This is a genomic window from Enterobacter sp. JBIWA003 (assembly GCF_019968825.1).
Classification (GTDB): Bacteria; Pseudomonadota; Gammaproteobacteria; order Enterobacterales; family Enterobacteriaceae; genus Enterobacter; species Enterobacter quasiroggenkampii.
Map to the genome: position 1 here is coordinate 1626462 of NZ_CP074170.1, position 22008 is coordinate 1648469.

General features: G+C 54.5%; 16 protein-coding genes and 2 CRISPR repeat arrays. Of the genes, 11 read left to right on the forward strand and 5 right to left on the reverse strand.

Annotated features, from left to right (window positions below):
* The first annotated feature begins 137 nt into the window (after positions 1–137).
* The gene (gene macA / locus KGP25_RS07755) at positions 138–1253 is read left to right on the forward strand and encodes a macrolide transporter subunit MacA (protein WP_045908400.1); all 1116 of its coding nucleotides are present in this window, start codon (positions 138–140) and stop codon (positions 1251–1253) included.
* On the forward strand, positions 1250–3190 hold the full coding sequence (gene macB, locus KGP25_RS07760) for a macrolide ABC transporter ATP-binding protein/permease MacB (protein WP_045908399.1): 1941 nt from the start codon (positions 1250–1252) through the stop codon (positions 3188–3190). Before macA ends, macB begins: the two co-directional genes overlap by 4 nt.
* Before the next feature lie 70 nt (positions 3191–3260).
* Here macB and cspD read toward each other — a convergent pair whose 3' ends face one another.
* Positions 3261–3482 (reverse strand): cold shock-like protein CspD, encoded by a 222-nt coding sequence (gene cspD, locus KGP25_RS07765; RefSeq protein WP_008499993.1) that lies wholly within the window; start codon positions 3480–3482, stop codon positions 3261–3263.
* A gap of 267 nt (positions 3483–3749) precedes the next feature.
* Here cspD and clpS point away from each other — a divergent pair, with 267 nt between their 5' ends.
* The 9 genes from clpS (at position 3750) to cas6f (ending at position 16866) form a co-directional block, all read left to right on the forward strand.
* Positions 3750–4070, forward strand: a complete 321-nt coding sequence (clpS, locus tag KGP25_RS07770) for an ATP-dependent Clp protease adapter ClpS (protein WP_006174393.1) — start codon at positions 3750–3752, stop codon at positions 4068–4070.
* A 27-nt stretch (positions 4071–4097) separates the two neighbouring features.
* Positions 4098–6377 (forward strand): ATP-dependent Clp protease ATP-binding subunit ClpA, encoded by a 2280-nt coding sequence (gene clpA / locus KGP25_RS07775; protein WP_014831269.1) that lies wholly within the window; start codon positions 4098–4100, stop codon positions 6375–6377.
* A gap of 443 nt (positions 6378–6820) precedes the next feature.
* A complete protein-coding gene (locus tag KGP25_RS07780) occupies positions 6821–7258 on the forward strand; it encodes a hypothetical protein (RefSeq protein WP_069719521.1) in 438 nt (145 codons plus the stop codon).
* 174 nt (positions 7259–7432) lie between these two features.
* Positions 7433–8544: a CRISPR direct-repeat array (repeat unit 28 nt; unit sequence GTTCACTGCCGTACAGGCAGCTTAGAAA).
* Positions 8545–8817: 273 nt separating this feature from the next.
* Positions 8818–9801: a type I-F CRISPR-associated endonuclease Cas1f gene (gene cas1f / locus KGP25_RS07785; protein WP_223540211.1), complete on the forward strand. Its 984-nt coding sequence runs from the start codon at positions 8818–8820 to the stop codon at positions 9799–9801.
* Complete coding sequence (gene cas3f / locus KGP25_RS07790) at positions 9798–13031, forward strand: type I-F CRISPR-associated helicase Cas3f (protein ID WP_223540212.1); 3234 nt, start codon at positions 9798–9800, stop codon at positions 13029–13031. Before cas1f ends, cas3f begins: the two co-directional genes overlap by 4 nt.
* Positions 13032–13047: 16 nt before the next feature.
* Positions 13048–14358, forward strand: coding sequence for a type I-F CRISPR-associated protein Csy1 (csy1, locus tag KGP25_RS07795; RefSeq protein ID WP_223540213.1), 1311 nt, complete (start codon positions 13048–13050; stop codon positions 14356–14358).
* Entirely contained in the window at positions 14355–15290 is a 936-nt protein-coding gene (gene csy2 / locus KGP25_RS07800; RefSeq protein WP_223540214.1) for a type I-F CRISPR-associated protein Csy2, read from the forward strand. Before csy1 ends, csy2 begins: the two co-directional genes overlap by 4 nt.
* 13 nt (positions 15291–15303) lie before the next feature.
* Positions 15304–16302, forward strand: a complete 999-nt coding sequence (csy3, locus tag KGP25_RS07805) for a type I-F CRISPR-associated protein Csy3 (RefSeq protein WP_223540215.1) — start codon at positions 15304–15306, stop codon at positions 16300–16302.
* A 9-nt stretch (positions 16303–16311) separates the two neighbouring features.
* A complete protein-coding gene (gene cas6f / locus KGP25_RS07810; RefSeq protein WP_048027175.1) occupies positions 16312–16866 on the forward strand; it encodes a type I-F CRISPR-associated endoribonuclease Cas6/Csy4 in 555 nt (184 codons plus the stop codon).
* Positions 16867–16887: 21 nt separating this feature from the next.
* On the opposite strand, the gene KGP25_RS07815 is transcribed toward cas6f, so the two are convergent.
* The 4 genes from KGP25_RS07815 to aat form a co-directional block, all read right to left on the reverse strand.
* Positions 16888–17361: an RES domain-containing protein gene (locus tag KGP25_RS07815; RefSeq protein ID WP_223540216.1), complete on the reverse strand. Its 474-nt coding sequence runs from the start codon at positions 17359–17361 to the stop codon at positions 16888–16890.
* Complete coding sequence (locus KGP25_RS07820; protein WP_023327017.1) at positions 17358–17801, reverse strand: antitoxin Xre/MbcA/ParS toxin-binding domain-containing protein; 444 nt, start codon at positions 17799–17801, stop codon at positions 17358–17360. The genes KGP25_RS07815 and KGP25_RS07820 overlap by 4 nt, the downstream gene beginning before the upstream one ends.
* 238 nt (positions 17802–18039) lie before the next feature.
* A CRISPR array of direct repeats spans positions 18040–20596; the repeat unit is 28 nt; unit sequence GTGCACTGCCGTACAGGCAGCTTAGAAA.
* Positions 20597–20765: 169 nt separating this feature from the next.
* Complete coding sequence (gene infA, locus KGP25_RS07825) at positions 20766–20984, reverse strand: translation initiation factor IF-1 (RefSeq protein WP_002211347.1); 219 nt, start codon at positions 20982–20984, stop codon at positions 20766–20768.
* 284 nt (positions 20985–21268) lie between these two features.
* On the reverse strand, positions 21269–21973 hold the full coding sequence (gene aat, locus KGP25_RS07830; RefSeq protein WP_126534815.1) for a leucyl/phenylalanyl-tRNA--protein transferase: 705 nt from the start codon (positions 21971–21973) through the stop codon (positions 21269–21271).
* Between the last annotated feature and the right edge of the window lie 35 nt (positions 21974–22008).

Consider the following 22008-nt stretch of genomic DNA (forward strand, 5'->3'; position numbering starts at 1 on the left):
AGATTTCCATTTCAGCAGGCGAACGTTCAACGTCTCGTAAACAAATTGTGACGATTTCGGAGAACAGGGGTTTCGTTGAGGAATCGTTTAGATAGAATCAGCATTTATCATTGCCAGAACATTTATTTGGAATATTTATGAACCTCAAGGGAAAACGCAGAACGCTGTTTCTGCTGCTGGCGGTCGTGGTGTTAGCCGGTGGGTACTGGCTATGGCAGGTGCTGAATGCGCCGGTGCCGCAGTATCAGACGCTGATTGTTCGCCCGGGCGAACTGCAGCAAAACGTCCTCGCGACGGGTAAGCTTGATGCCCTGCGCAAGGTTGACGTCGGCGCGCAGGTCAGCGGTCAGCTGAAAACGCTGTCGGTTGAGATTGGCGATAAGGTGAAAAAAGGCCAACTGCTCGGCGTGATCGATCCTGAACAGGCTGAGAACCAGATCCGCGAGGTGGAAGCCACCCTGATGGAGCTGCGCGCGCAGCGTGCGCAGGCGCAGGCAGAGCGTAACCTGGCCCAGGTGACGCTGACCCGTCAGCAGGCGCTGGCCAAAACCCAGGCGATCTCGAAGCAGGATTTAGACACGGCCACCACGGAACTGGCGGTGAAGCAGGCGCAGATTGGCACGATTGACGCACAAATCAAACGCAACCAGGCCTCGCTGGATACGGCAAAAACCAACCTCGACTACACCCAGATCGTGGCGCCGATGGCCGGTGAAGTCACTCAGATCACCACGCTGCAGGGGCAGACGGTGATTGCCGCGCAGCAGGCGCCAAACATTCTGACGCTGGCGGACATGAGCACCATGCTGGTCAAAGCCCAGGTCTCCGAGGCGGATGTGATCCATCTGAAGCCGGGGCAGAACGCCTGGTTTACGGTGCTGGGCGACCCGCAGACGCGCTACGAAGGCGTGCTGAAGGACATTCTGCCGACGCCGGAAAAAGTGAACGACGCAATCTTCTACTATGCCCGTTTTGAAGTGCCGAACCCGAAGGGCGTGCTGCGTCTCGACATGACCGCGCAGGTGCATATTCAGCTGACCGGTCTGAAGAACGTGCTGACCATTCCGCTCTCTGCGCTGGGTGAATCCGCCGGGGAGAGCCGCTATAAAGTGAAAGTGCTGCGCAACGGCGAAACGCGCGAGCGTGAAGTGGTGATTGGCGCGCGCAATGACACCGATGTGGTGGTGGTGAAAGGGCTGGAAGAGGGCGAGGAGGTTGTTGTCAGTGAAAGCCTGCCCGGAGCCGCGAAATGACGGCATTGCTTGAGCTGAAGGACATTCGCCGCAGCTATCCGTCGGGCGATGGCCCGGTGGAGGTGCTGAAGGGCATCTCCCTGCGCGTGGAAGCGGGCGAGATGGTGGCGATTGTCGGGGCATCGGGCTCCGGTAAATCGACGCTGATGAACATTCTCGGCTGTCTGGATAAGCCGACCAGCGGGACCTATCGCGTGGCCGGAACGGATATCTCCACGCTGGATGGCGACGCGCTGGCGAAGCTGCGCCGGGAGCACTTCGGTTTTATCTTCCAGCGTTACCATCTGCTTTCTCATCTCAATGCCGCGCAGAACGTGGAAGTTCCGGCGGTCTATGCGGGCGTCGAGCGGAAAAAACGGCTCGAGCGCGCGCAGATGCTGCTGACGCGTCTGGGGCTGGCGGAGCGGGTGGAGTACCAGCCCTCGCAGCTGTCCGGCGGCCAGCAGCAGCGCGTGAGTATTGCCCGCGCCCTGATGAACGGCGGGCAGGTGATCCTCGCGGATGAGCCAACCGGCGCACTCGACAGCCATTCCGGCGAAGAGGTGATGGCGATCCTGCACCAGCTACGCGATCAGGGGCATACGGTTATTATCGTGACCCACGATCCGCAGGTGGCGGCGCAGGCGGAGCGAATCATTGAGATCCATGACGGCGAGCTGGTCAGCAACCCGCCGCCGCGTGAGTCCAGGGCGGCGGCGCCGAAAGAAGTGCTTCCGGCATCAACCGGCTGGGGACAATTTTCCAGCGGCTTCCGTGAAGCGCTGACCATGGCCTGGCTGGCGATGGCGGCCAATAAAATGCGTACCCTGCTGACCATGCTCGGCATCATCATCGGTATTGCCTCGGTGGTGTCGATTGTGGTGGTGGGCGACGCGGCCAAGCAACTGGTGCTGGCCGATATCCGCGCAATCGGCACCAATACCATTGACGTCTATCCCGGCAAAGACTTCGGGGACGACGAGCCGCAGTATCAGCAGGCGCTGAAATACGACGATCTGGCGGCCATTCAGAAGCAGCCGTGGGTCAACTCCGCCACGCCTGCGGTGTCGCAGAACCTGCGCCTGCGGGTGGGCAATGTTGACGTGGCAGCCAGCGCGAACGGCGTCAGCGGGGATTATTTCAACGTCTACGGCATGACCTTCAGCGAAGGCGCCACCTTTAACGCCGAACAGCTGGCGGGCAGGGCGCAGGTGGTGGTGCTGGACGCGAACTCGCGCAGACAGCTCTTCCCCAATAAAGCCAACGTGGTGGGCGAAGTGATCCTGGTCGGCAACATGCCTGCCACGGTCATCGGCGTGGCGGAAGAGAAACAGTCGATGTTTGGCAGCAGCAAGATCCTGCGCGTCTGGCTGCCCTATACCACCATCTCCGGGCGGATTATGGGGCAGTCCTGGCTCAACTCCATCACCGTGCGCGTGAAGGAGGGCTACGACAGCGCGCTGGCCGAGCAGCAGCTGGAGCGGCTGTTAACCCTGCGCCACGGGAAGAAGGATTTCTTCACCTGGAATATGGACGGCCTCTTGAAAACGGCGGAAAAGACCACACGTACTCTTCAGCTGTTCCTCACGCTGGTGGCGGTAATTTCGCTGGTCGTCGGTGGTATCGGGGTGATGAACATCATGCTGGTGTCGGTAACCGAACGTACACGGGAGATTGGCATCCGCATGGCGGTCGGGGCCAGAGCCAGCGACGTGCTGCAGCAGTTTTTGATTGAAGCCGTGCTGGTGTGTCTGGTCGGCGGTGCGATGGGGATTGCGCTCTCGATGATGATCGCCTTCGCGCTCCAGCTCTTTTTACCCGGCTGGGAGATTGGCTTCTCGCCGGTGGCCATTATTACCGCATTCTTGTGTTCGACCTTTACCGGCATTTTGTTTGGCTGGTTGCCCGCCCGCAACGCGGCGCGGCTGGACCCGGTGGATGCGCTGGCTCGGGAATAACCCGAAAATAAAAATGCCAGCCGATCGGGCTGGCATTTTGACTGCGGGATGTACACAATAAAACAGAGAGCTATGCAACCGTCTCTGCTTCAATGGGGACGATAAGGCTTGCATGATTGCCTTTTGGTCCCTGGTGGACATCGAACCGGACGGACTGCCCGGCTTTGAGCGTTCTGTAACCATCCATCTGAATGGTGGAATAGTGAGCGAAGATATCCTCGCCGCCGCCTTCGGGGCAGATGAAGCCAAACCCTTTGGCGTTGTTGAACCACTTAACAGTACCCATTTCCATGCTTCGACATCCTTCGTAAATCTTATAAGTTAAGATGGAATGAACCGGTGGTGGAGTGGGGGCTGTTCAAAACCTCGCCATCTCACGCTTGTACAATTTAGAGAAACGAAAGAAGTCGTCAAGCGTTTGGCGCTGGAGATGGGACAATAATCAACCAAAGTTTGAAGCAGTTAACGCTATTGCAACAGTTTGTGACAGACATCGCGGATGACAGTAATAGATGATTGTTATCTAACATCTGAGGTAGATTCAAAGTGGTTATGCAAAATGGGTAAGACCAACGACTGGCTGGATTTTGACCAGCTGGCGGAAGACAAAGTGCGTGACGCGCTAAAACCGCCATCTATGTATAAAGTTATGTTAATGAACGATGATTACACGCCGATGGAATTTGTTATTGACGTGCTACAAAAGTTCTTTTCTTATGATGTAGAACGTGCAACGCAACTGATGCTTACCGTTCATTATCGTGGCAAAGCTATCTGCGGCATCTTCACTGCCGAAGTGGCGGAAACCAAAGTGGCGATGGTGAACGACTATGCGAGGGAGAACGAGCATCCGTTGCTGTGTACGCTGGAAAAGGCCTGATAAGGCATAAAATTGGGGGAGGTGCCTATGCTCAATCAAGAACTGGAACTCAGTTTAAACATGGCTTTCGCCAGAGCGCGTGAGCACCGACATGAGTTTATGACCGTCGAGCATTTACTGCTCGCACTGCTTAGCAACCCATCTGCCCGCGAAGCGCTGGAAGCCTGCTCCGTGGATCTGGTGGCGCTACGTCAGGAACTCGAAGCCTTCATCGAACAAACCACACCGGTGCTGCCAGCCAGTGAAGAGGAGCGCGACACGCAGCCGACGCTCAGCTTCCAGCGTGTGCTGCAGCGCGCGGTATTCCACGTCCAGTCTTCCGGACGTAGCGAAGTGACTGGCGCAAACGTCTTAGTCGCCATCTTCAGCGAGCAGGAGTCACAGGCTGCCTATCTGCTGCGCAAACACGAAGTCAGCCGCCTCGATGTGGTTAACTTTATCTCTCACGGAACGCGCAAAGACGAGCCTAACCAGGCCTCGGATTCCAGCAATCAGGTCAATAACAATGAAGAGCAAGCAGGCGGGGAGGATCGTATGGAAAACTTCACCACCAACCTTAATCAGCTTGCTCGCGTTGGCGGTATCGACCCGCTGATTGGTCGCGATAAAGAGCTGGAGCGCGCGATCCAGGTGCTGTGCCGTCGCCGCAAGAACAACCCGCTGCTGGTGGGGGAATCTGGCGTGGGTAAAACCGCGATTGCCGAAGGGCTTGCCTGGCGCATTGTGCAGGGCGACGTGCCGGAAGTGATTGCCGACTGCACCATCTACTCGCTGGATATCGGCTCGCTGCTGGCGGGCACGAAATACCGCGGTGATTTTGAAAAACGCTTCAAGGCACTGTTAAAACAGCTGGAGCAGGACACCAACAGCATCCTGTTTATCGATGAGATCCACACCATCATCGGCGCGGGTGCGGCCTCCGGTGGCCAGGTGGATGCGGCTAACCTGATCAAACCGCTGCTCTCCAGCGGCAAGATCCGCGTGATTGGGTCTACCACCTACCAGGAGTTCAGTAACATCTTTGAGAAAGACCGTGCGCTGGCGCGCCGCTTCCAGAAAATCGACGTGACCGAACCGTCCGTCGAGGAAACGGTGCAGATCATCAACGGACTGAAGCCGAAGTACGAAGCGCACCACGACGTGCGTTACACCGCGAAAGCGGTACGTGCGGCGGTGGAGCTGGCGGTGAAATACATCAACGACCGTCATCTGCCGGATAAGGCGATTGACGTGATTGATGAGGCAGGGGCGCGTGCGCGCCTGATGCCGGCCAGCAAGCGTAAGAAAACCGTTAACGTGGCGGATATTGAGTCCGTGGTGGCCCGCATCGCGCGTATCCCTGAGAAAAGCGTCTCTCAGAGCGACCGCGACACGCTGCGCACCCTCGGCAATCGCCTGAAAATGCTGGTCTTTGGTCAGGATAAAGCCATTGAGGCCTTAACCGAAGCCATTAAGATGGCCCGTGCCGGGCTGGGGCATGAGCACAAGCCTGTCGGCTCCTTCCTGTTTGCCGGTCCGACCGGCGTGGGGAAAACCGAGGTAACGGTTCAGCTCTCCAAAGCGCTGGGCATTGAGCTGCTGCGCTTTGATATGTCCGAGTATATGGAGCGTCACACCGTCAGCCGTTTGATTGGTGCGCCTCCGGGATACGTGGGCTTTGACCAGGGCGGCCTGCTCACCGACGCGGTGATCAAGCATCCGCACGCGGTACTGCTGCTCGATGAAATCGAGAAAGCGCACCCGGACGTGTTCAACATCCTGCTTCAGGTGATGGACAACGGGACGCTGACCGACAACAACGGGCGCAAGGCGGACTTCCGTAACGTGGTGCTGGTGATGACCACCAACGCCGGGGTACGTGAAACCGAGCGTAAATCCATCGGCCTGATCCACCAGGATAACAGCACCGATGCGATGGAGGAGATCAAGAAGATCTTCACGCCGGAGTTCCGTAACCGTCTGGACAACATTATCTGGTTCGATCACCTGTCTACCGAGGTGATCCATCAGGTCGTGGACAAGTTCATCGTCGAGCTGCAGGTTCAGCTGGATCAGAAAGGCGTGTCGCTGGAAGTAAGCCAGGAGGCCCGCAACTGGCTGGCCGAGAAAGGCTACGACCGTGCGATGGGTGCCCGTCCGATGGCGCGTGTGATTCAGGACAACCTGAAGAAACCGCTGGCGAACGAGCTGCTGTTTGGCTCGCTGGTGGACGGCGGCCAGGTGACCGTGGCGCTGGACCAGGCGAAGAACGAACTGACGTACGATTTCCAGAGTGCAGCGAAGCACAAGCCGGAAGCGGCTCACTGAGTGAGTTGAACGTTAATGTTAAAAACCGGGCGAATGCCCGGTTTTTTTATGCCTGCTTTTCTCCCACTCCCTGTGGGAGAGGGTTGGGGTGAGGGCAACAGACCGCAGAGGAATTTTGCGAGGCGCTTTCCAGTTTCTTTCGAAGTCAGTTGCTGGATAAATCCACAGTAATAAAATGGCGGCGCACCTGCAAAATCAGGTACTGGGATTGGCGTCCTGATTACACACGAGAAATGATGTTGATACGTCAACTATCATCAGGTTCGTTCACACTTTTGAAAGCTAGCGATATAATCCGCAGACTCAATTATGGTGGGCTGAACCGGGGCTTCTTTTGAAGCGCCGATTTTCCCGTGTGGGTCGGTACGCCAAACCGGTTCAGTCTGCCACCTGAGTTGGCGTTCGGGTGGAGATCTCATCATTTCACACGGAGTCATAACCAAATGGAACATAACAATTTTTCACAGCTCTACACCGAACTCTCCCTCAACCCCGATCTTCCAACCCTTGCCGAGCGCTGCAAACTGCTCACCGAAATCCTTCTCGACTGCAAATCACTCCCCCAAACGCAGCCCGTTTGCCGTTGCCTCGGAGCTTACCTGGAAGAGGTGAAATCCGGCCTCACAGAATCCATGCGTGATTTTCAGGTGGTGGAATTTGAGGACGAAGCGGAACAACCGCGACAAAAAGAGTGGTTGCTGGAAGATACCGAAACGAAATGTGACTACAGCCGGGCGTTAAACCATGTGCTGCTGGTGTCGCATTTTGACCGCGATATGTTGCCGCACCTCACAGGGCTTCTTCATGACATTGCGCATTCGATGGTCGCAGATGTCGTTGCGCCTCAAAGTGCAGAAACGGTAATTCACATTATTTCCTGAGTGCTATCCGAGGCGTCGGGAGGGCCTCTGACGCCATTGGTTTAAACCCTTTTTTCTGATGCTTACGTAACATATTGATTTATATGGTGTGGATTTGCGTTCCAGAAAAAAGGGTTTTATGCGTACAAGTTGATTATTTTGTTTGCTAACAATAAGATGGCGTTGTTTCCTTTCGTTCACTGCCGTACAGGCAGCTTAGAAAACGGTCACCCGGTAGCGAATATCCCCTTTGGAGTTCACTGCCGTACAGGCAGCTTAGAAAATCGATAGAGTCATAATGTTCACTCCGTGAATGTTCACTGCCGTACAGGCAGCTTAGAAAACGTCCACCCATCGACTCAACTGCTGCCAAATGTTCACTGCCGTACAGGCAGCTTAGAAAGTCGAAGTCCAGCAACTACTGAGAAAGGGGAAGTTCACTGCCGTACAGGCAGCTTAGAAAAGCACGCCCAGGAACTTTGCTGGCAGCTCGCAGTTCACTGCCGTACAGGCAGCTTAGAAATTACCCCTGTAGCCGGATCGCCATTCGTCCAGCGTTCACTGCCGTACAGGCAGCTTAGAAATGGATTCGCCAGGGGGGATGCCGGTGTTCGAATGTTCACTGCCGTACAGGCAGCTTAGAAATGCCAGCCCGCATATCCGTCGATAACCGCTGCGTTCACTGCCGTACAGGCAGCTTAGAAAAACGGACGGGTTTTAGACCGGAGTTTTTAAAAGTTCACTGCCGTACAGGCAGCTTAGAAACATTTGGGGTGATAAAGGTGAAGTATGCAAAATGTTCACTGCCGTACAGGCAGCTTAGAAATTCAACATCTTGACCACCTTGAACAAACTTACGTTCACTGCCGTACAGGCAGCTTAGAAAACGAATTCGCTTTGGTATAGCGCAGGCTGGGGGTTCACTGCCGTACAGGCAGCTTAGAAAGAATGATTGTACGGGGCAAATGGGGGTTAAACGTTCACTGCCGTACAGGCAGCTTAGAAATTTCAGCAAGGAATGTGTTGATCGCTCTGTATGGTTCACTGCCGTACAGGCAGCTTAGAAATAAAAGGTCATCGAGGCCGCCGCCGTCAATACGTTCACTGCCGTACAGGCAGCTTAGAAATGAATGGACCGAGCAGCAAAAAAGGCAGGTTAGTTCACTGCCGTACAGGCAGCTTAGAAAGAAAGAGGGGGCAATTGAACGACTGGAGGACGGTTCACTGCCGTACTGGCAGCTTAGAAAAATGAGCAACATCGACAAACGCGCACCACATGATTCACTGCCGTACAGGCAGCACACCTAAAACCAACCCTATGAAACATTCACTCTACCTATTTAAACCTTAATGACATCAAACCTGCACTCTTTATTTTTCACAATAAATAAAAAATTCATTCACGCACTAATTATATTCTAGCCAATATATTATCTGTAAAAATAATGCATTAAATGGAATAGTGATCTTCAGTTTTATTATCACGATAATTACTATTCATTTGATACCCGTCACATTTGTTTTCATCTTATCTCCGATAACATACCAGCATTCAACACCTTGAAATAAAAGCCGTTGCTATGCCTGCAAACAGCATTACCCCAACAGATTTAAAAACTATCCTGCATTCGAAACGCGCCAACATTTATTATCTGGAGAAATGTCGCATCCAGGTAAATGGTGGGCGAGTTGAATATGTCACCCAGGAAGGTAAAGAGTCGTTTTACTGGAATATTCCCATCGCGAATACCACGGCAGTGATGCTGGGAATGGGAACATCCGTTACGCAAATGGCAATGCGGGAGTTTGCCCGGGCTGGCGTGATGGTCGGTTTCTGTGGAACGGATGGCACGCCGCTTTATTCTGCGAACGAGGTGGACATTGACGTCTCATGGCTCAGTCCGCAAAGCGAATACCGTCCGACGGCGTATTTACAAAACTGGGTCTCATTCTGGTTTGATGAAGAAAAACGTCTGCAGGCGGCAAAGCATTTTCAGTTTGTCCGTTTACAGCAAATTGAAAAACAGTGGGAGAGGCTGCGGATGCATCGGGAAACACCTTTTCAGCCTGATAAGGTCGCGCTGGAGACTATTCTGGATCGGGCCAGAACGGGCATGGAAAACGCACAGGATCACACCTCACTGATGCTCCAGGAAGCGCAGCTCACAAAATCGCTCTACAAACTGACCAGTCAGACGGTGGGTTATGGCAGCTTTACCCGCGCCAAACGCGGTGGTGGGGCGGATATGGCCAACCGTTTTCTCGATCAGGGTAACTATCTGGCCTACGGGATGGCGGCCGTCGCGGCCTGGGTAACGGGCATTCCTCACGGTCTGGCGGTCATGCACGGTAAAACTCGGCGCGGCGGGCTGGTTTTTGATATTGCCGATCTAATCAAAGACGCCCTCATTATGCCGCAGGCGTTTATTGCGGCTATGGAGGGTGAGGATAGTCAACAGTTTCGTCAGCGCTGCATCAACGCGTTTCAACAGTCTGATGCGCTGGATGTGATGATCACCACCTTGCAGGACACCTCGCAATTACTGGCTGGCGTCGCAAAATGAATGTGCTGATTATCTCCCGGTGCACCAAACGCGCGCGCGAGCAAAGCTGTCAGATTATCGATCAGTTTGCTGAACGTACTGGGGATGCCGCGTGGCAGACGACGATAACGATGGAAGGCGTTAACACGCTGCGCAAGCTGCTGCGTAAAACGGCACGCCGTAATACCGCTGTGGCCTGCCACTGGCTGAAAAAAAACGGCCAAAGCGAGCTGTTGTGGATAGTCGGGAATTTGCGTCGCTTTAACGCGCAAGGGCGCGTGCCTACGAATCGCACGACGCTGCAAATTATCCGCAACGACGGGGAGCATCGCTGGCAAAGTGCGGAAAGCATCGCCTTGCTGGCGGCGATCGCCGGTCTGTTTCATGATTTTGGCAAAGCGGGGATGTGCTTCCAGCAAACGCTTAAGGGGGAAAGCCAGCACGTTTGCCAGCCGTACCGCCACGAGTGGATCTCGGTTCGTCTGTTCGAGGCGTTTGTGGGAGAGCAAACGGATGCGCAGTGGCTGGCATCGTTGACACAGCTTAAAGCCGCTGATGAAAAGTGCATGCTGAAAGTGTTGAAGATGGACAGGGTAGAGTGGAGCAATAGCCCACTCGAAAAATTGCCCCCTGTCGCCAGGGTGGTGGCGTGGCTAATACTATCGCACCATCGTTTACCTCAACCGTACCCGGCAAAATCCTCGTTACTGTACAGCGAAGGCTGGCTTGAGCGGCAGCTAAATGCAGACTGGAACGCGCTTAATCATAAATCCAATGAAAAACATCAGTGGAAAGAGCGTGATTTTAAAAATGTCTGGAAATTCCCCCACGGCACACCGCTAAGAAGTCAAACCTGGCGCGAGAAGGCCCGCCAGATTGGTAAACGCATCCGGAACCTGCCCGCGCTACTTCAGGCGGGATCGCTGGATAATCTTTTTACCCTCCATCTCGCCCGCCTGTCGCTGATGCTGGCCGATCACGTTTACTCCTCGCAACCCGCTTATTCCGGCTGGCAGGACGATGCCGTCCCGTGCTGGGCCAACAGCGACCGCCAGTCCGGGCAGCTTAAGCAAAAACTGGATGAGCACAATGTCGGTGTCGCCCATCAGGCGCTGTTGATGGGACGTTCTCTTCCGGCGTTGCGCCGTTTATTGCCCGCCATCGCCCGGCATAAAACGTTTCGGGAGAGGGCGAAAGATCCGCGTTTTCACTGGCAAAACAAGGCGTGGGACGTGGCGTCTTCTCTGCGCGAGAAGAGTGCCGGGCAGGGCTTCTTCGGCGTCAATATGGCCTCGACCGGATGCGGTAAAACCTTTGCCAATGCCCGAATTATGTACGCTCTGGCGGATGAGCAGGAAGGGTGCCGTTTCAGCGTCGCGCTGGGGTTACGCACGCTGACGCTGCAGACGGGTCAGGCTCTGCAGTCGCGCCTGGGGCTGGATGACGACACGCTGGCCGTGGTGACCGGTGCTGCGGCAGTGAAGGAACTGTATCAGGGCAATGATGCTGAAGATACCAACAGCGCCAGCGACGAAACATTCTTCGCCAGCCACCATTACGTGCATTACGAAGGTGCCACCAGTAGCGGTATCGCGCAGCAGTGGCTGGCGAAAGAACCGATGCTTAATCGTCTGGTCAGTGCCCCGGTGCTGGTGACAACTATCGATCATCTGATGCCGGCAACGGAAGGCGTGCGCGGCGGCAGGCAGATCCCTGCCATGCTGCGCCTGCTGACCAGCGATCTGGTGCTTGATGAGCCTGATGATTTTGACGTTGATGATTTGCACGCCCTTTGTAGGCTGGTGAACTGGGCGGGAATGCTCGGCTCGCGCGTGCTGCTTTCCTCTGCAACATTACCCCCCGCCTTAACGGAAGCGCTGTTTGAAGCCTATCGGGAAGGGCGCAAAGCCTGGCAGACGGCGTCCGGCCAGTCGGACAGACTGACGAGTATCTGCTGCGCCTGGTTTGATGAGTATGGCGCGCAGTCGCAGGATGTGGCCGACGATGCTCAATTTCGTCAGGCGCATGACGATTTTGTCAGGCAGCGGATTAAACGTCTGCCAGACCAACCCCGGCTTCGTCTGGGTAAGTTGGCCGCAGTAATACCGCAGTCTTGCCGTAATGCCGATGTTGTCTCTGCGCTGGCACAGACGTTGCACCAGCAAATGATCGCGCTGCACGGCGATCATCGCAGCACGCACAAAAGCGGCAAAACCGTGTCGTTTGGTCTGGTGAGGATGGCCAATATCAACCCGCTGGTTGCCGTCGCGCAGGCGCTGATGGCATTACCATCCCCGGACAACCATCGCATTCATTATTGCGTGTACCACAGCCAGCACCCGCTGGCTGTGCGGGCAGCCATTGAAAAACGTCTCGACGCGGCGTTCACGCGACACGAACCGGAGCAGGTCTGGAAGTTGCCTGACGTTAAGCAGGCGCTGATGTCACCGGAACAACATCACCTCTTTGTCGTGCTGGGAACTTCAGTTCTGGAGGTCGGGCGCGATTTTGATGCCGACTGGGGGATTATTGAGCCGAGTTCAATGCGTTCGCTTATTCAGTTTGCGGGGCGTATTCAGCGCCATCGTCAGATCGTTCCTGACAACGAAAATCTGGTGATTCTGGAACGTAACGTTCGCGCGCTTCGCGGAGAAAAGATCGCCTACTGCCGACCCGGTTTTGAAACCGAGCATCACCTTCTGCCTCACCACGATCTCCGGGAACTGCTCAGCGAAGAGAGCTATCGCACGCTGAATGCGATCCCGCGCATCGTTGAAAATTTTCCCGGCAATGCGCTGGCGGCGCTGGAGCATGCTCGCTTGCGCGCCGCGTTGTTGGGCGCAGAGTTGGGCACAGATGCAGTTGCCGCCTCGTGGTGGCGGCTGCCGCTGACGTGGAACGGCGAGCTTCAGAGACGTACACCGTTTCGCCGCTCGTCGCCGCAGGACACTTTCTTTTTGAGTATGGAAGAGGAAGGTGATCAACCTGAGTTTTGCCTGATGCAGGAAAACGGAGTGTTAAAGCCTGCGGGACGGTTTTGCGAGAAGACCTTATCGATGGCTCGTGGCATAGAACCGTGGATGGCGATTGAGTATGGCGAGGTATTACAGGCGCTGGCCGAGGCAAGACAGATGGAGCTGGCCGCGGTATCGCGACGGTATGGCGAAATCACATTGAGAATCAGCAGGCAGGAGGAGACAGAGCAATGGCTGTATCACCCGGTGTTGGGTGTGTTCAGGGAATATCGATAAAGAGCCAGGAGCGAGTATGTCAGTTGAAGCACTAAGCGCTTTCATCGCTGAGTACATTGCCGGACGACGGCAAACAAAGCTGGAAGCATTTGATAAAGAGGCCGCAAAGCGTAGCGCTGAAGAGAGCGCGACGATTGCGGCAGAACGGCGGGATCTGGAGCTTCGCTATGAACCGAAAGCCTGGCTGACGGATGCCGCGAAGCGAGCCGGACAAATTAACCTCGTGACGCATGCGGCGAAATTTACCCACGGGGATTCAAAAAGTAGCAGTATTTACAGCGAGGCAGTGGCGCAGGAAGGATATCTCTGCACCGCTGCGTTGTCAGGTCTGGAACCGGATGCCGTGGGAAACGCTGCTGCGCTGGACGTGGCGAAATTACTGCAAACACGGGTTAACGGTGGTGATTCTCTACTGGCGTGCCTGAAACGTGGGCATCACGCTGCGCTGGCCGCTTTTACCGATGACGCGAACCAACTGAGTGAATGGATTGCGGGTTTTTCCCGTGCGTTAACGCCCGGCGAACCCGCTTCGCACAAGTTGGCTAAACAGGGGTATTTCCCGGCAGGTGAAAATTACCATCTGTTGAGCCCGTTATTTGCCACCTCGCTTGTTCACGCCATGCATCAGAAAATGATTGCCTTCCGTTTTGGCGACGATGTTAAAGCTATCTGGAAAGCACGCCGGGAAAAAACCTGGCATCCCATTCCGCTGACGCTTTTCCCGGATTCAGCGGAAATACACTTTGGTGGCACCAAACCGCAAAACATTTCCTATCTCAACAGCGTGCGCGGGGGGCGTAGCTGGCTGCTTTCCTGTCAGCCTCCGCAGTGGAAAAAAACAGAAAAGCCGCCGACGACGTTACGTTCTATTTTCACTTCAGGTGGTCAGTTTGATCGGCGTGCAAACAGCACTGTTCAATTGCTTGTGTCTTTATTGACCAGAACCGGTGATTACACCAACGTCCGTATTCGCGAAGCGCGTGATGAATACATTGATGCGTTTATCGATCTGCTCTTTGTGGTCGCATCGGAACTACAGCGTGATACGTGGCAAAACTGGACGCTCTCGTGCGAACGACTAGTCAGTCATCAACAACTCTGGCTCGATCCCTGGCGCACCAAAACCGATGAGGCTTTTCGTCTCGAGCGGGATAAAGACGACTGGCAGGTAAGCGTCGCGACAGATTTTGCCCTGTGGCTTAACGGGCGCCTGAGCAAGGCATTGAAGGATGTGGGGTATGTGGAACAGCGTGAATGGCAAACCCGTGAACGTTTACGCAGCAACTTACGTGAGATGGAAAAAATTATCCGGGAGGCGCTGAAATGAGTTCCTTGATCCTGCTTCACCATATCAGCGTCGAAAACGCCAACGCAATTGCTGGCCTGACTTACGGTTTCCCCGCCATTACCCATTTCCTGGGATTTACCCATGTGCTGTCCCGCAGGTTGAAGGAAACGCACGGGCTGCGCATTGATGGCTGTGCTGTCGTCAGTCACGAACACCAGATCCACGCGCATACCTCTGGCCGCGATTATCAATTTGCCCTGACCCGCAACCCGCTCACACGGGAAGCGAAAACGGCCTCCTTTAACGAAGAGGGGCGCATGCACATGACGGTTTCACTGCTGCTGGAGTGTCACGGGGAAATTCCAAATGGCGAATACGGTCAGCGCGACCTTGCCGAGCATCTCAGGCAGGTATGTCCGACGCTCCGACTGGCGGGGGGAATCATCGTCAATATCCAGGACATTTCGGTTATGGCGATGCCTGCCAGCGGTCAGGAGATGGGCCGATTAAAGTGGCAACTGATGCCGGGCTTTGCCTTGCGGGATCGCAGCAACTGGCTGGGCGAGCATCATAAGACTCTGCTTGAACATAACCCGGATGCAACGCTTCTCGACGCCTGGCTGGATTTTGCCGCGCTAAAAATACAGGCAGAAACGCCAGAGGATAGCAATATCCAGGAAGGCGAACCGGCCAACTGGCACGTTGTTCCCAAACCTAACCCCGGTTATCTGGTGCCGTTGATGACGGGCTATCAGCGCATCTCTGAACTCTACGCGCCGGGCATCGTGGCAAACGCACGCGATGCAGAAACGCCCTTTGCATTTACCGAAGCGGTGTATGGCGTGGGCGAGTGGTGCGGTCTGCACCGGATTCGGTCACTGGAAGAGATTTTCTGGCGTTATCGCACGACAGAAACAGGCTACTACTGTCAGGGCGCGGGCGCGCCGGTGACAACTGAACATCTTAATTAAAAAGGACTTATCTATGGCAAAGGCTCCAACTGCCGTTAAAACGGCATCCGTACTGGCATTTGAACGTAAGCTGGCAACCTCGGATGCGGTGATGTATTCCGGAAGCTGGGAGGGCAAGCAGTGGCAACCGATCCGCATCCAGGAAAAAGCGGTGCGTGGCACCATTTCTAACCGTCTGAAAAACGCGCTAACCAACGATCCGGCAAAACTGGATGCTGAGATCCAGAAAGCGAACCTGCAGCGTGTAGATGTGGCGGCGCTGCCTGCCGATGCAGATACCCTGAAGGTGAAATTTACCCTGCGCGTGCTGGGAAACCTGTCGACGCCTTCTGTGTGTAATGACCGCGCGTATCAGGATGAACTTCAGCAGGTTATCGATGGCTACATCAATGAACACGGTTTTGCCGAACTGGCGCGCCGCTACGCAACTAATCTGGCGAACGGCCGTTTTTTATGGCGCAACCGCGTCGGTGCTGAAAAAATCATCGTGAACGTGACGGGCAGTAAGTCGTGGACGTTTGATGCATACAATTATGCGCTGCGAGATTTTACAGCCAGCGACGAGAGCCTAAACGCGCTGGCGCAGGAAATCGAAAAAGGACTTAGCGGTGAAGGTTTTGTGCTGTTGAACGTCGAAGCGCAGGTGCTGCTCGGTGCCGGGCAGGAGATCTTCCCGTCGCAGGAACTGGTCCTGGACAGCAACAGCAGCAAGAGCCGTCTGTTGTATCAGGTAGACAGTGTTGCGGGCATGCATTCGCAGAAAATCGGGAATGCCATTCGAACTATCGATACCTGGCATCCTCAGGTAGATGCGCTGGGCGCTATCGCCGTTGAGCCGTACGGCTCAGTCACCAGTCGCGGTGTGGCTTGTCGTCAACCGAAAGAGAAAATGGACTTCTACACCTTACTGGATAACTGGGTGACGAAAGGACTGAAACCTGAGGTTGAGCAGCAGCATTACGTCATGGCTGTTCTGATCCGCGGTGGCGTTTTCGGTGAGAAGGGCGACTAAGGAGTGGCTATGGATCACTATCTTGAGATCCGCGTCCTGCCCGATCCGGAGTTTAGCGAGGAGATGCTGATGGCTGCGCTGGTGGCCAAGCTGCACCGCGCGCTGGGACAACGAGGGCAGGGGGATATTGGGATCAGCTTCCCGGCATATGGCCTTAAGCCTGGCCCCGTATTACGCGTACACGGTCATCATCAGGCATTAAGCGATCTTGAAGCATTGTCCTGGCGAAAAGGATTAAGTGACTACTGCTTGTCCTCGGGAATACAGCCTGTACCTGCCGTCAATCAATGGCGTTGCGTGAGTCGCGTTCAGGTTAAAAGCAGCGCGCATCGGCTTATGCGACGTTCGGTGAAAAAAGGATGGTTGACAGAGGAGGAGGCGCAACAACGTCTTCTGACGATGCAGGAGGCGAGGACGGATTTACCCTGGCTAAACTTGCGCAGCCTTTCTACGGGCCAGACGTTTAAGCTCTTTATTTGTCATGGCGAATTGCTCTCCTCGCCTGTCGCGGGGACGTTTACGACCTACGGTCTTAGCGCGACGGCGACGGTTCCCTGGTTCTGATATGCATCACCGCATCCGCGTTCAGGGTGCGGTTTTTTCTGTCAGGCGGGTATCAAAAACAAAGGGGAGTTGCTGAACTGAATTTAGCGCCGGGTGGAACGCCGGATGTAAGGGGTTGAGGATGGCATTGTTTTCATACGGGATGATACTGGAGGGTAAGATGAGCGCGAGGGCACTGTTAGCCTGCAACCAACCGGTTCCCAGATCCATTGTCGATACCGGCGCCGGATTTTCCTGCCAGTCCTCAGGGAGCCACGCTTTATCCAGGTAATCTATCTGGTCATCCGGGATATCAATGCTGAAAAGCTGGTACTGATTCAGCACGGTATCTTTTCTGACATGTACCAAAATCTCCAGTGAGGCCAGCGAGATAGAGGTGGAGACATACACAGCTGGATGGCCTTTATGATTCCACCGTCCGCCATACTGATTTGCGCCACTTCCACTCCACGCTTCGCTGGCATAGCGGCCTGTCACCAGACGATAAAAAATCATGCGAACACTCCGTGTTCCAGGCGGCCAATTAAATCGGTGACTTCCAGCGCACCGGTTTCCGTCGCTATTAAGTCGACGGGCGCCACGTTCCCCAGTCCGCGCACCGGTGCCTGCAGCCAGGTCCATGCTTCTTCTTTACTGCCAAAATAGTCAACGGCAGCATCCAGCACCCGAACGAAACGGGCCACGCGTTCGCTCTCGTCGGGCGTTAACGTCCGTCCCGCGCTTTTGCGGCGGGCCACGTTACGTTCGTTGATACCCGTGACACGCAAAATGTCCGCTTTCGACATGGACGTCCACTCGTGGATGTTGTCGAGCACGCTGACGGGCAATCCCTGATTGAGAAATTCAATCAACCGCATACCTCGGTTGGCAGGTAAACCGGCGTAACGCCAAAGTGCGTTATCAGCAGGTTTCTGTGCGGGGATCCATGTTCTCATGTTACCTCCTGAGTAATGTCATTTGTCATAGACAAGTATAGTCATTTGTCAGAGGGAGTGGAATGGGCGTTTTTTGTGCGGGTGGTTAATGCGAAGAAAAGTGTTTTGACCCTAATTTTTAGTGGTTGTGTAATAGATTGATTTTAAATGATTATTTGGGTGGGTGAAAAAGAGGGTGAGAGAAGGGTTTTTAGCTTTTTTTGTATGCAAATCATAAGGGTGTGGAGATATTATTTCAGTGCACTGCCGTACAGGCAGCTTAGAAACAGCACCCCAAGCGATTAACCGCGGGGCCAGGGTGCACTGCCGTACAGGCAGCTTAGAAATCGTGACGGAAGTATTGAAGTGTTGGGGTTCGGTGCACTGCCGTACAGGCAGCTTAGAAACGGCAGCGGCGGAGCTGGTGGCGAGGTCTGAGGTGCACTGCCGTACAGGCAGCTTAGAAATGCACTCGGTACCCCAACGTTGCAGTCCTCTGGTGCACTGCCGTACAGGCAGCTTAGAAAAGTATCCACCGGCGATTTTACTGACGGCATCGGTGCACTGCCGTACAGGCAGCTTAGAAATGGAACACGTTGAACAGCAGAGCGTTACGCCTGTGCACTGCCGTACAGGCAGCTTAGAAAAGCTCGCAAAGGAGGGGTATGACCCGATATCAGTGCACTGCCGTACAGGCAGCTTAGAAATGGGGCTAATTGTGGCGGTGGGCGCTTATGCGGTGCACTGCCGTACAGGCAGCTTAGAAAAGCAGCAGCATTGAAGAATATGACGACTCTTAGTGCACTGCCGTACAGGCAGCTTAGAAACCCCGCGCGGGCTGGAGATTTTGCGCGAACATGTGCACTGCCGTACAGGCAGCTTAGAAAGACGGAAGTAAAGCCGGCGGCGGGTGCAAATGGTGCACTGCCGTACAGGCAGCTTAGAAAAGGGAAATATCTGCGGCAGGACTGTTAAGCACGTGCACTGCCGTACAGGCAGCTTAGAAATCATAAAGTAAAAAGGGGCGTATTACCCCTTTTGTGCACTGCCGTACAGGCAGCTTAGAAAACTATACGCGCGTATAGTGGGAAATTGTGGTAGTGCACTGCCGTACAGGCAGCTTAGAAAGGTTAACGTGGAGAAGTCCTCCCAGTCGTATTGTGCACTGCCGTACAGGCAGCTTAGAAAACGCCAGCGCATCTATTACCGTAAAGCACATAAGTGCACTGCCGTACAGGCAGCTTAGAAAAGCGTATCCCCGCTGGAGCAGTCAGGCTCAACAGTGCACTGCCGTACAGGCAGCTTAGAAAGGTAACGAGATGGATAAAGGCGCGGTAGTCGGGTGCACTGCCGTACAGGCAGCTTAGAAATGCGTATCCCCGCTGGAGCAGTCAGGCTCAACAGTGCACTGCCGTACAGGCAGCTTAGAAAGGTAACGAGATGGATAAAGGCGCGGTAGTCGGGTGCACTGCCGTACAGGCAGCTTAGAAATGCAGAGCGTTTCAACTTAACAACGCGTGTTGGTGCACTGCCGTACAGGCAGCTTAGAAAATTCCTGCAGCTCGTTAGCGTAAAGCGGGTATGTGCACTGCCGTACAGGCAGCTTAGAAACTGCCGATTCGTACGCTTGCAGAAGCGCGAGTTGTGCACTGCCGTACAGGCAGCTTAGAAAAGTAGCCCCCGGGGTTTCGCATTCAACCGGTGGTGCACTGCCGTACAGGCAGCTTAGAAAATTCACAGCTAAATCAAACGACACCGAAGATTGTGCACTGCCGTACAGGCAGCTTAGAAATGAAGGTGGAACCCTTGTACGCAAACATCTTAGTGCACTGCCGTACAGGCAGCTTAGAAAAGTAGAAATCATATCGAGTCTGGCGCGAGAACGTGCACTGCCGTACAGGCAGCTTAGAAAGCCCCGCGCCGTTGCTCTTATGTTGCTGTTTTGTGCACTGCCGTACAGGCAGCTTAGAAACACGGAATATCCAAATTTCCAGCAGGACTGTAAAGTGCACTGCCGTACAGGCAGCTTAGAAATCGTTTAGTCATGCGACGTCTACGCATAATAAGTGCACTGCCGTACAGGCAGCTTAGAAAATCCTGTGCAAGAGCAAGCTGAAAATCCTTCCGTGCACTGCCGTACAGGCAGCTTAGAAATTACGCTAATTTCTTATACACGCGAGGCTCATGTGCACTGCCGTACAGGCAGCTTAGAAAAGAACGCGGGCTTCGAGTTGGCGCTTAGCTTTGGTGCACTGCCGTACAGGCAGCTTAGAAAGCAATCCAGCTCTGATGGTCATATAAATCGCGGTGCACTGCCGTACAGGCAGCTTAGAAAATGTTCATGGGCTCGCGCTGATACGGCGCATTAGTGCACTGCCGTACAGGCAGCTTAGAAAGGCAGATACAGAATGGGGGAGTGGCACTGATTGTGCACTGCCGTACAGGCAGCTTAGAAAACGTCCAGATCCCCTAATTTGCCCGACCGCAAGTGCACTGCCGTACAGGCAGCTTAGAAATTAGCGTGAAATTATGGTTTGAAAGTTAATCTGTGCACTGCCGTACAGGCAGCTTAGAAAAGCGAGGTGAGCACTTGATTAATCTCTTCGAGGTGCACTGCCGTACAGGCAGCTTAGAAAAGCGAGGTGAGCACTTGATTAATCTCTTCGAGGTGCACTGCCGTACAGGCAGCTTAGAAATAGCGCATCTGTTCGTATTCGGTAACCCGCCCGTGCACTGCCGTACAGACAGCTTAGAAAGGCAACAGCCAGCTCACGCGTAGGGAAAGAAGGTGCACTGCCGTACACGCAGTTTAGCAAAATAGAAAATAAGGTCTCCCTTTACTCTCTACACTGTCGAACAGACAGCCCTGAAGCTGGAACGAACGGCTAAATAATTGTTCAAATAATCAACTGCACCACAAAAAAATAAGGCCGGGGAAAACCCCGGCCTTATTTAATATTCATCTGCCATTACAGGCGAAAACAATTAGCGACTACGGAAGACAATGCGGCCTTTGCTCAGGTCGTACGGGGTCAGTTCAACAGTCACTTTGTCGCCCGTCAAAATGCGGATGTAGTTTTTGCGCATTTTACCGGAGATGTGCGCAGTTACCACGTGACCGTTTTCCAGCTCTACGCGAAACATGGTATTAGGCAACGTATCAAGTACGGTACCCTGCATTTCAATATTGTCTTCTTTGGCCATCTAATCCTCTGGGGTATCACTACCAAGTTTTGAACCGGCAAGATAATGCCGAAATTCATCAATTAAGTAAAGAATTGCGCGATTAAAACGCAGCAAAACAGTTTCGGCGCATTGCCCAAGCGTCACGGTACAACCGAACAGGAAGCGCATTCGTAAAGGGGAGACAACAGGATAAACGTCAGGACGTTATCTGAAGCGAGGGTCCCAAACGGCGGCGGGGCAACAGGCAGAAGCTACTCTGCGGCATAATTATAACACCCTCACAAAAAATATGCGGAAAACATTTAGACATTGGGCATAAAGAGCGTTCTCGGTATCCAGAAGTCGCGGGGGAGCTTCTCCTGACGGCTGGCATCCAGATGCTCGATGTACTGACGGCGCGGGATCTCAACGGCGCCGAGGGAAGCCGTATGCTCATTGAGCACCTGACAATCGATCAGGCGTCCACCGCGCTGGGCAAATGCCTGGCTGAAGACCAGCAGCGCCGTTTTCGAGGCATTCACCGCGCGGGAGAACATCGATTCGCCGCAAAACAGCGTCCCCTGCGCCACGCCATACATGCCGCCGACGAGTGCTCCACCGTCCCAAACTTCGATGGAGTGAGCGTAGCCAAGCTCATGAAGCTGGTGGTAGGCGGTAATGATATCGCGGGTTATCCATGTTCCCTCAAAGCGGTCTTCGGCACAGCCTTCAATGACCTGTCCAAAGGCGTGGTTCAGGGTGACGCGGTAGGGGGATTTCGCATGGAAACGCTTCATGCTGCGGCTCAGGTGAAACTGCTCTGGCCACAGCACGGCACGCGGATCGGGAGACCACCATAAAATGGGGTCGCCGGGAGAAAACCAGGGGAAGATACCGCGCTGGTACGCCATCAATAGCCGCGCAGGGCTGAGGTCACCGCCAAGGGCCAGCAGCCCATTGGGCTCACGCAGCGCCCCTTCCGGAGAAGGGAACGCGATATTATGACGAGAAAGCTGGACCAGGCGCATGACAGCAAAACTCCAGTACGCGAGTGAGGACGCTA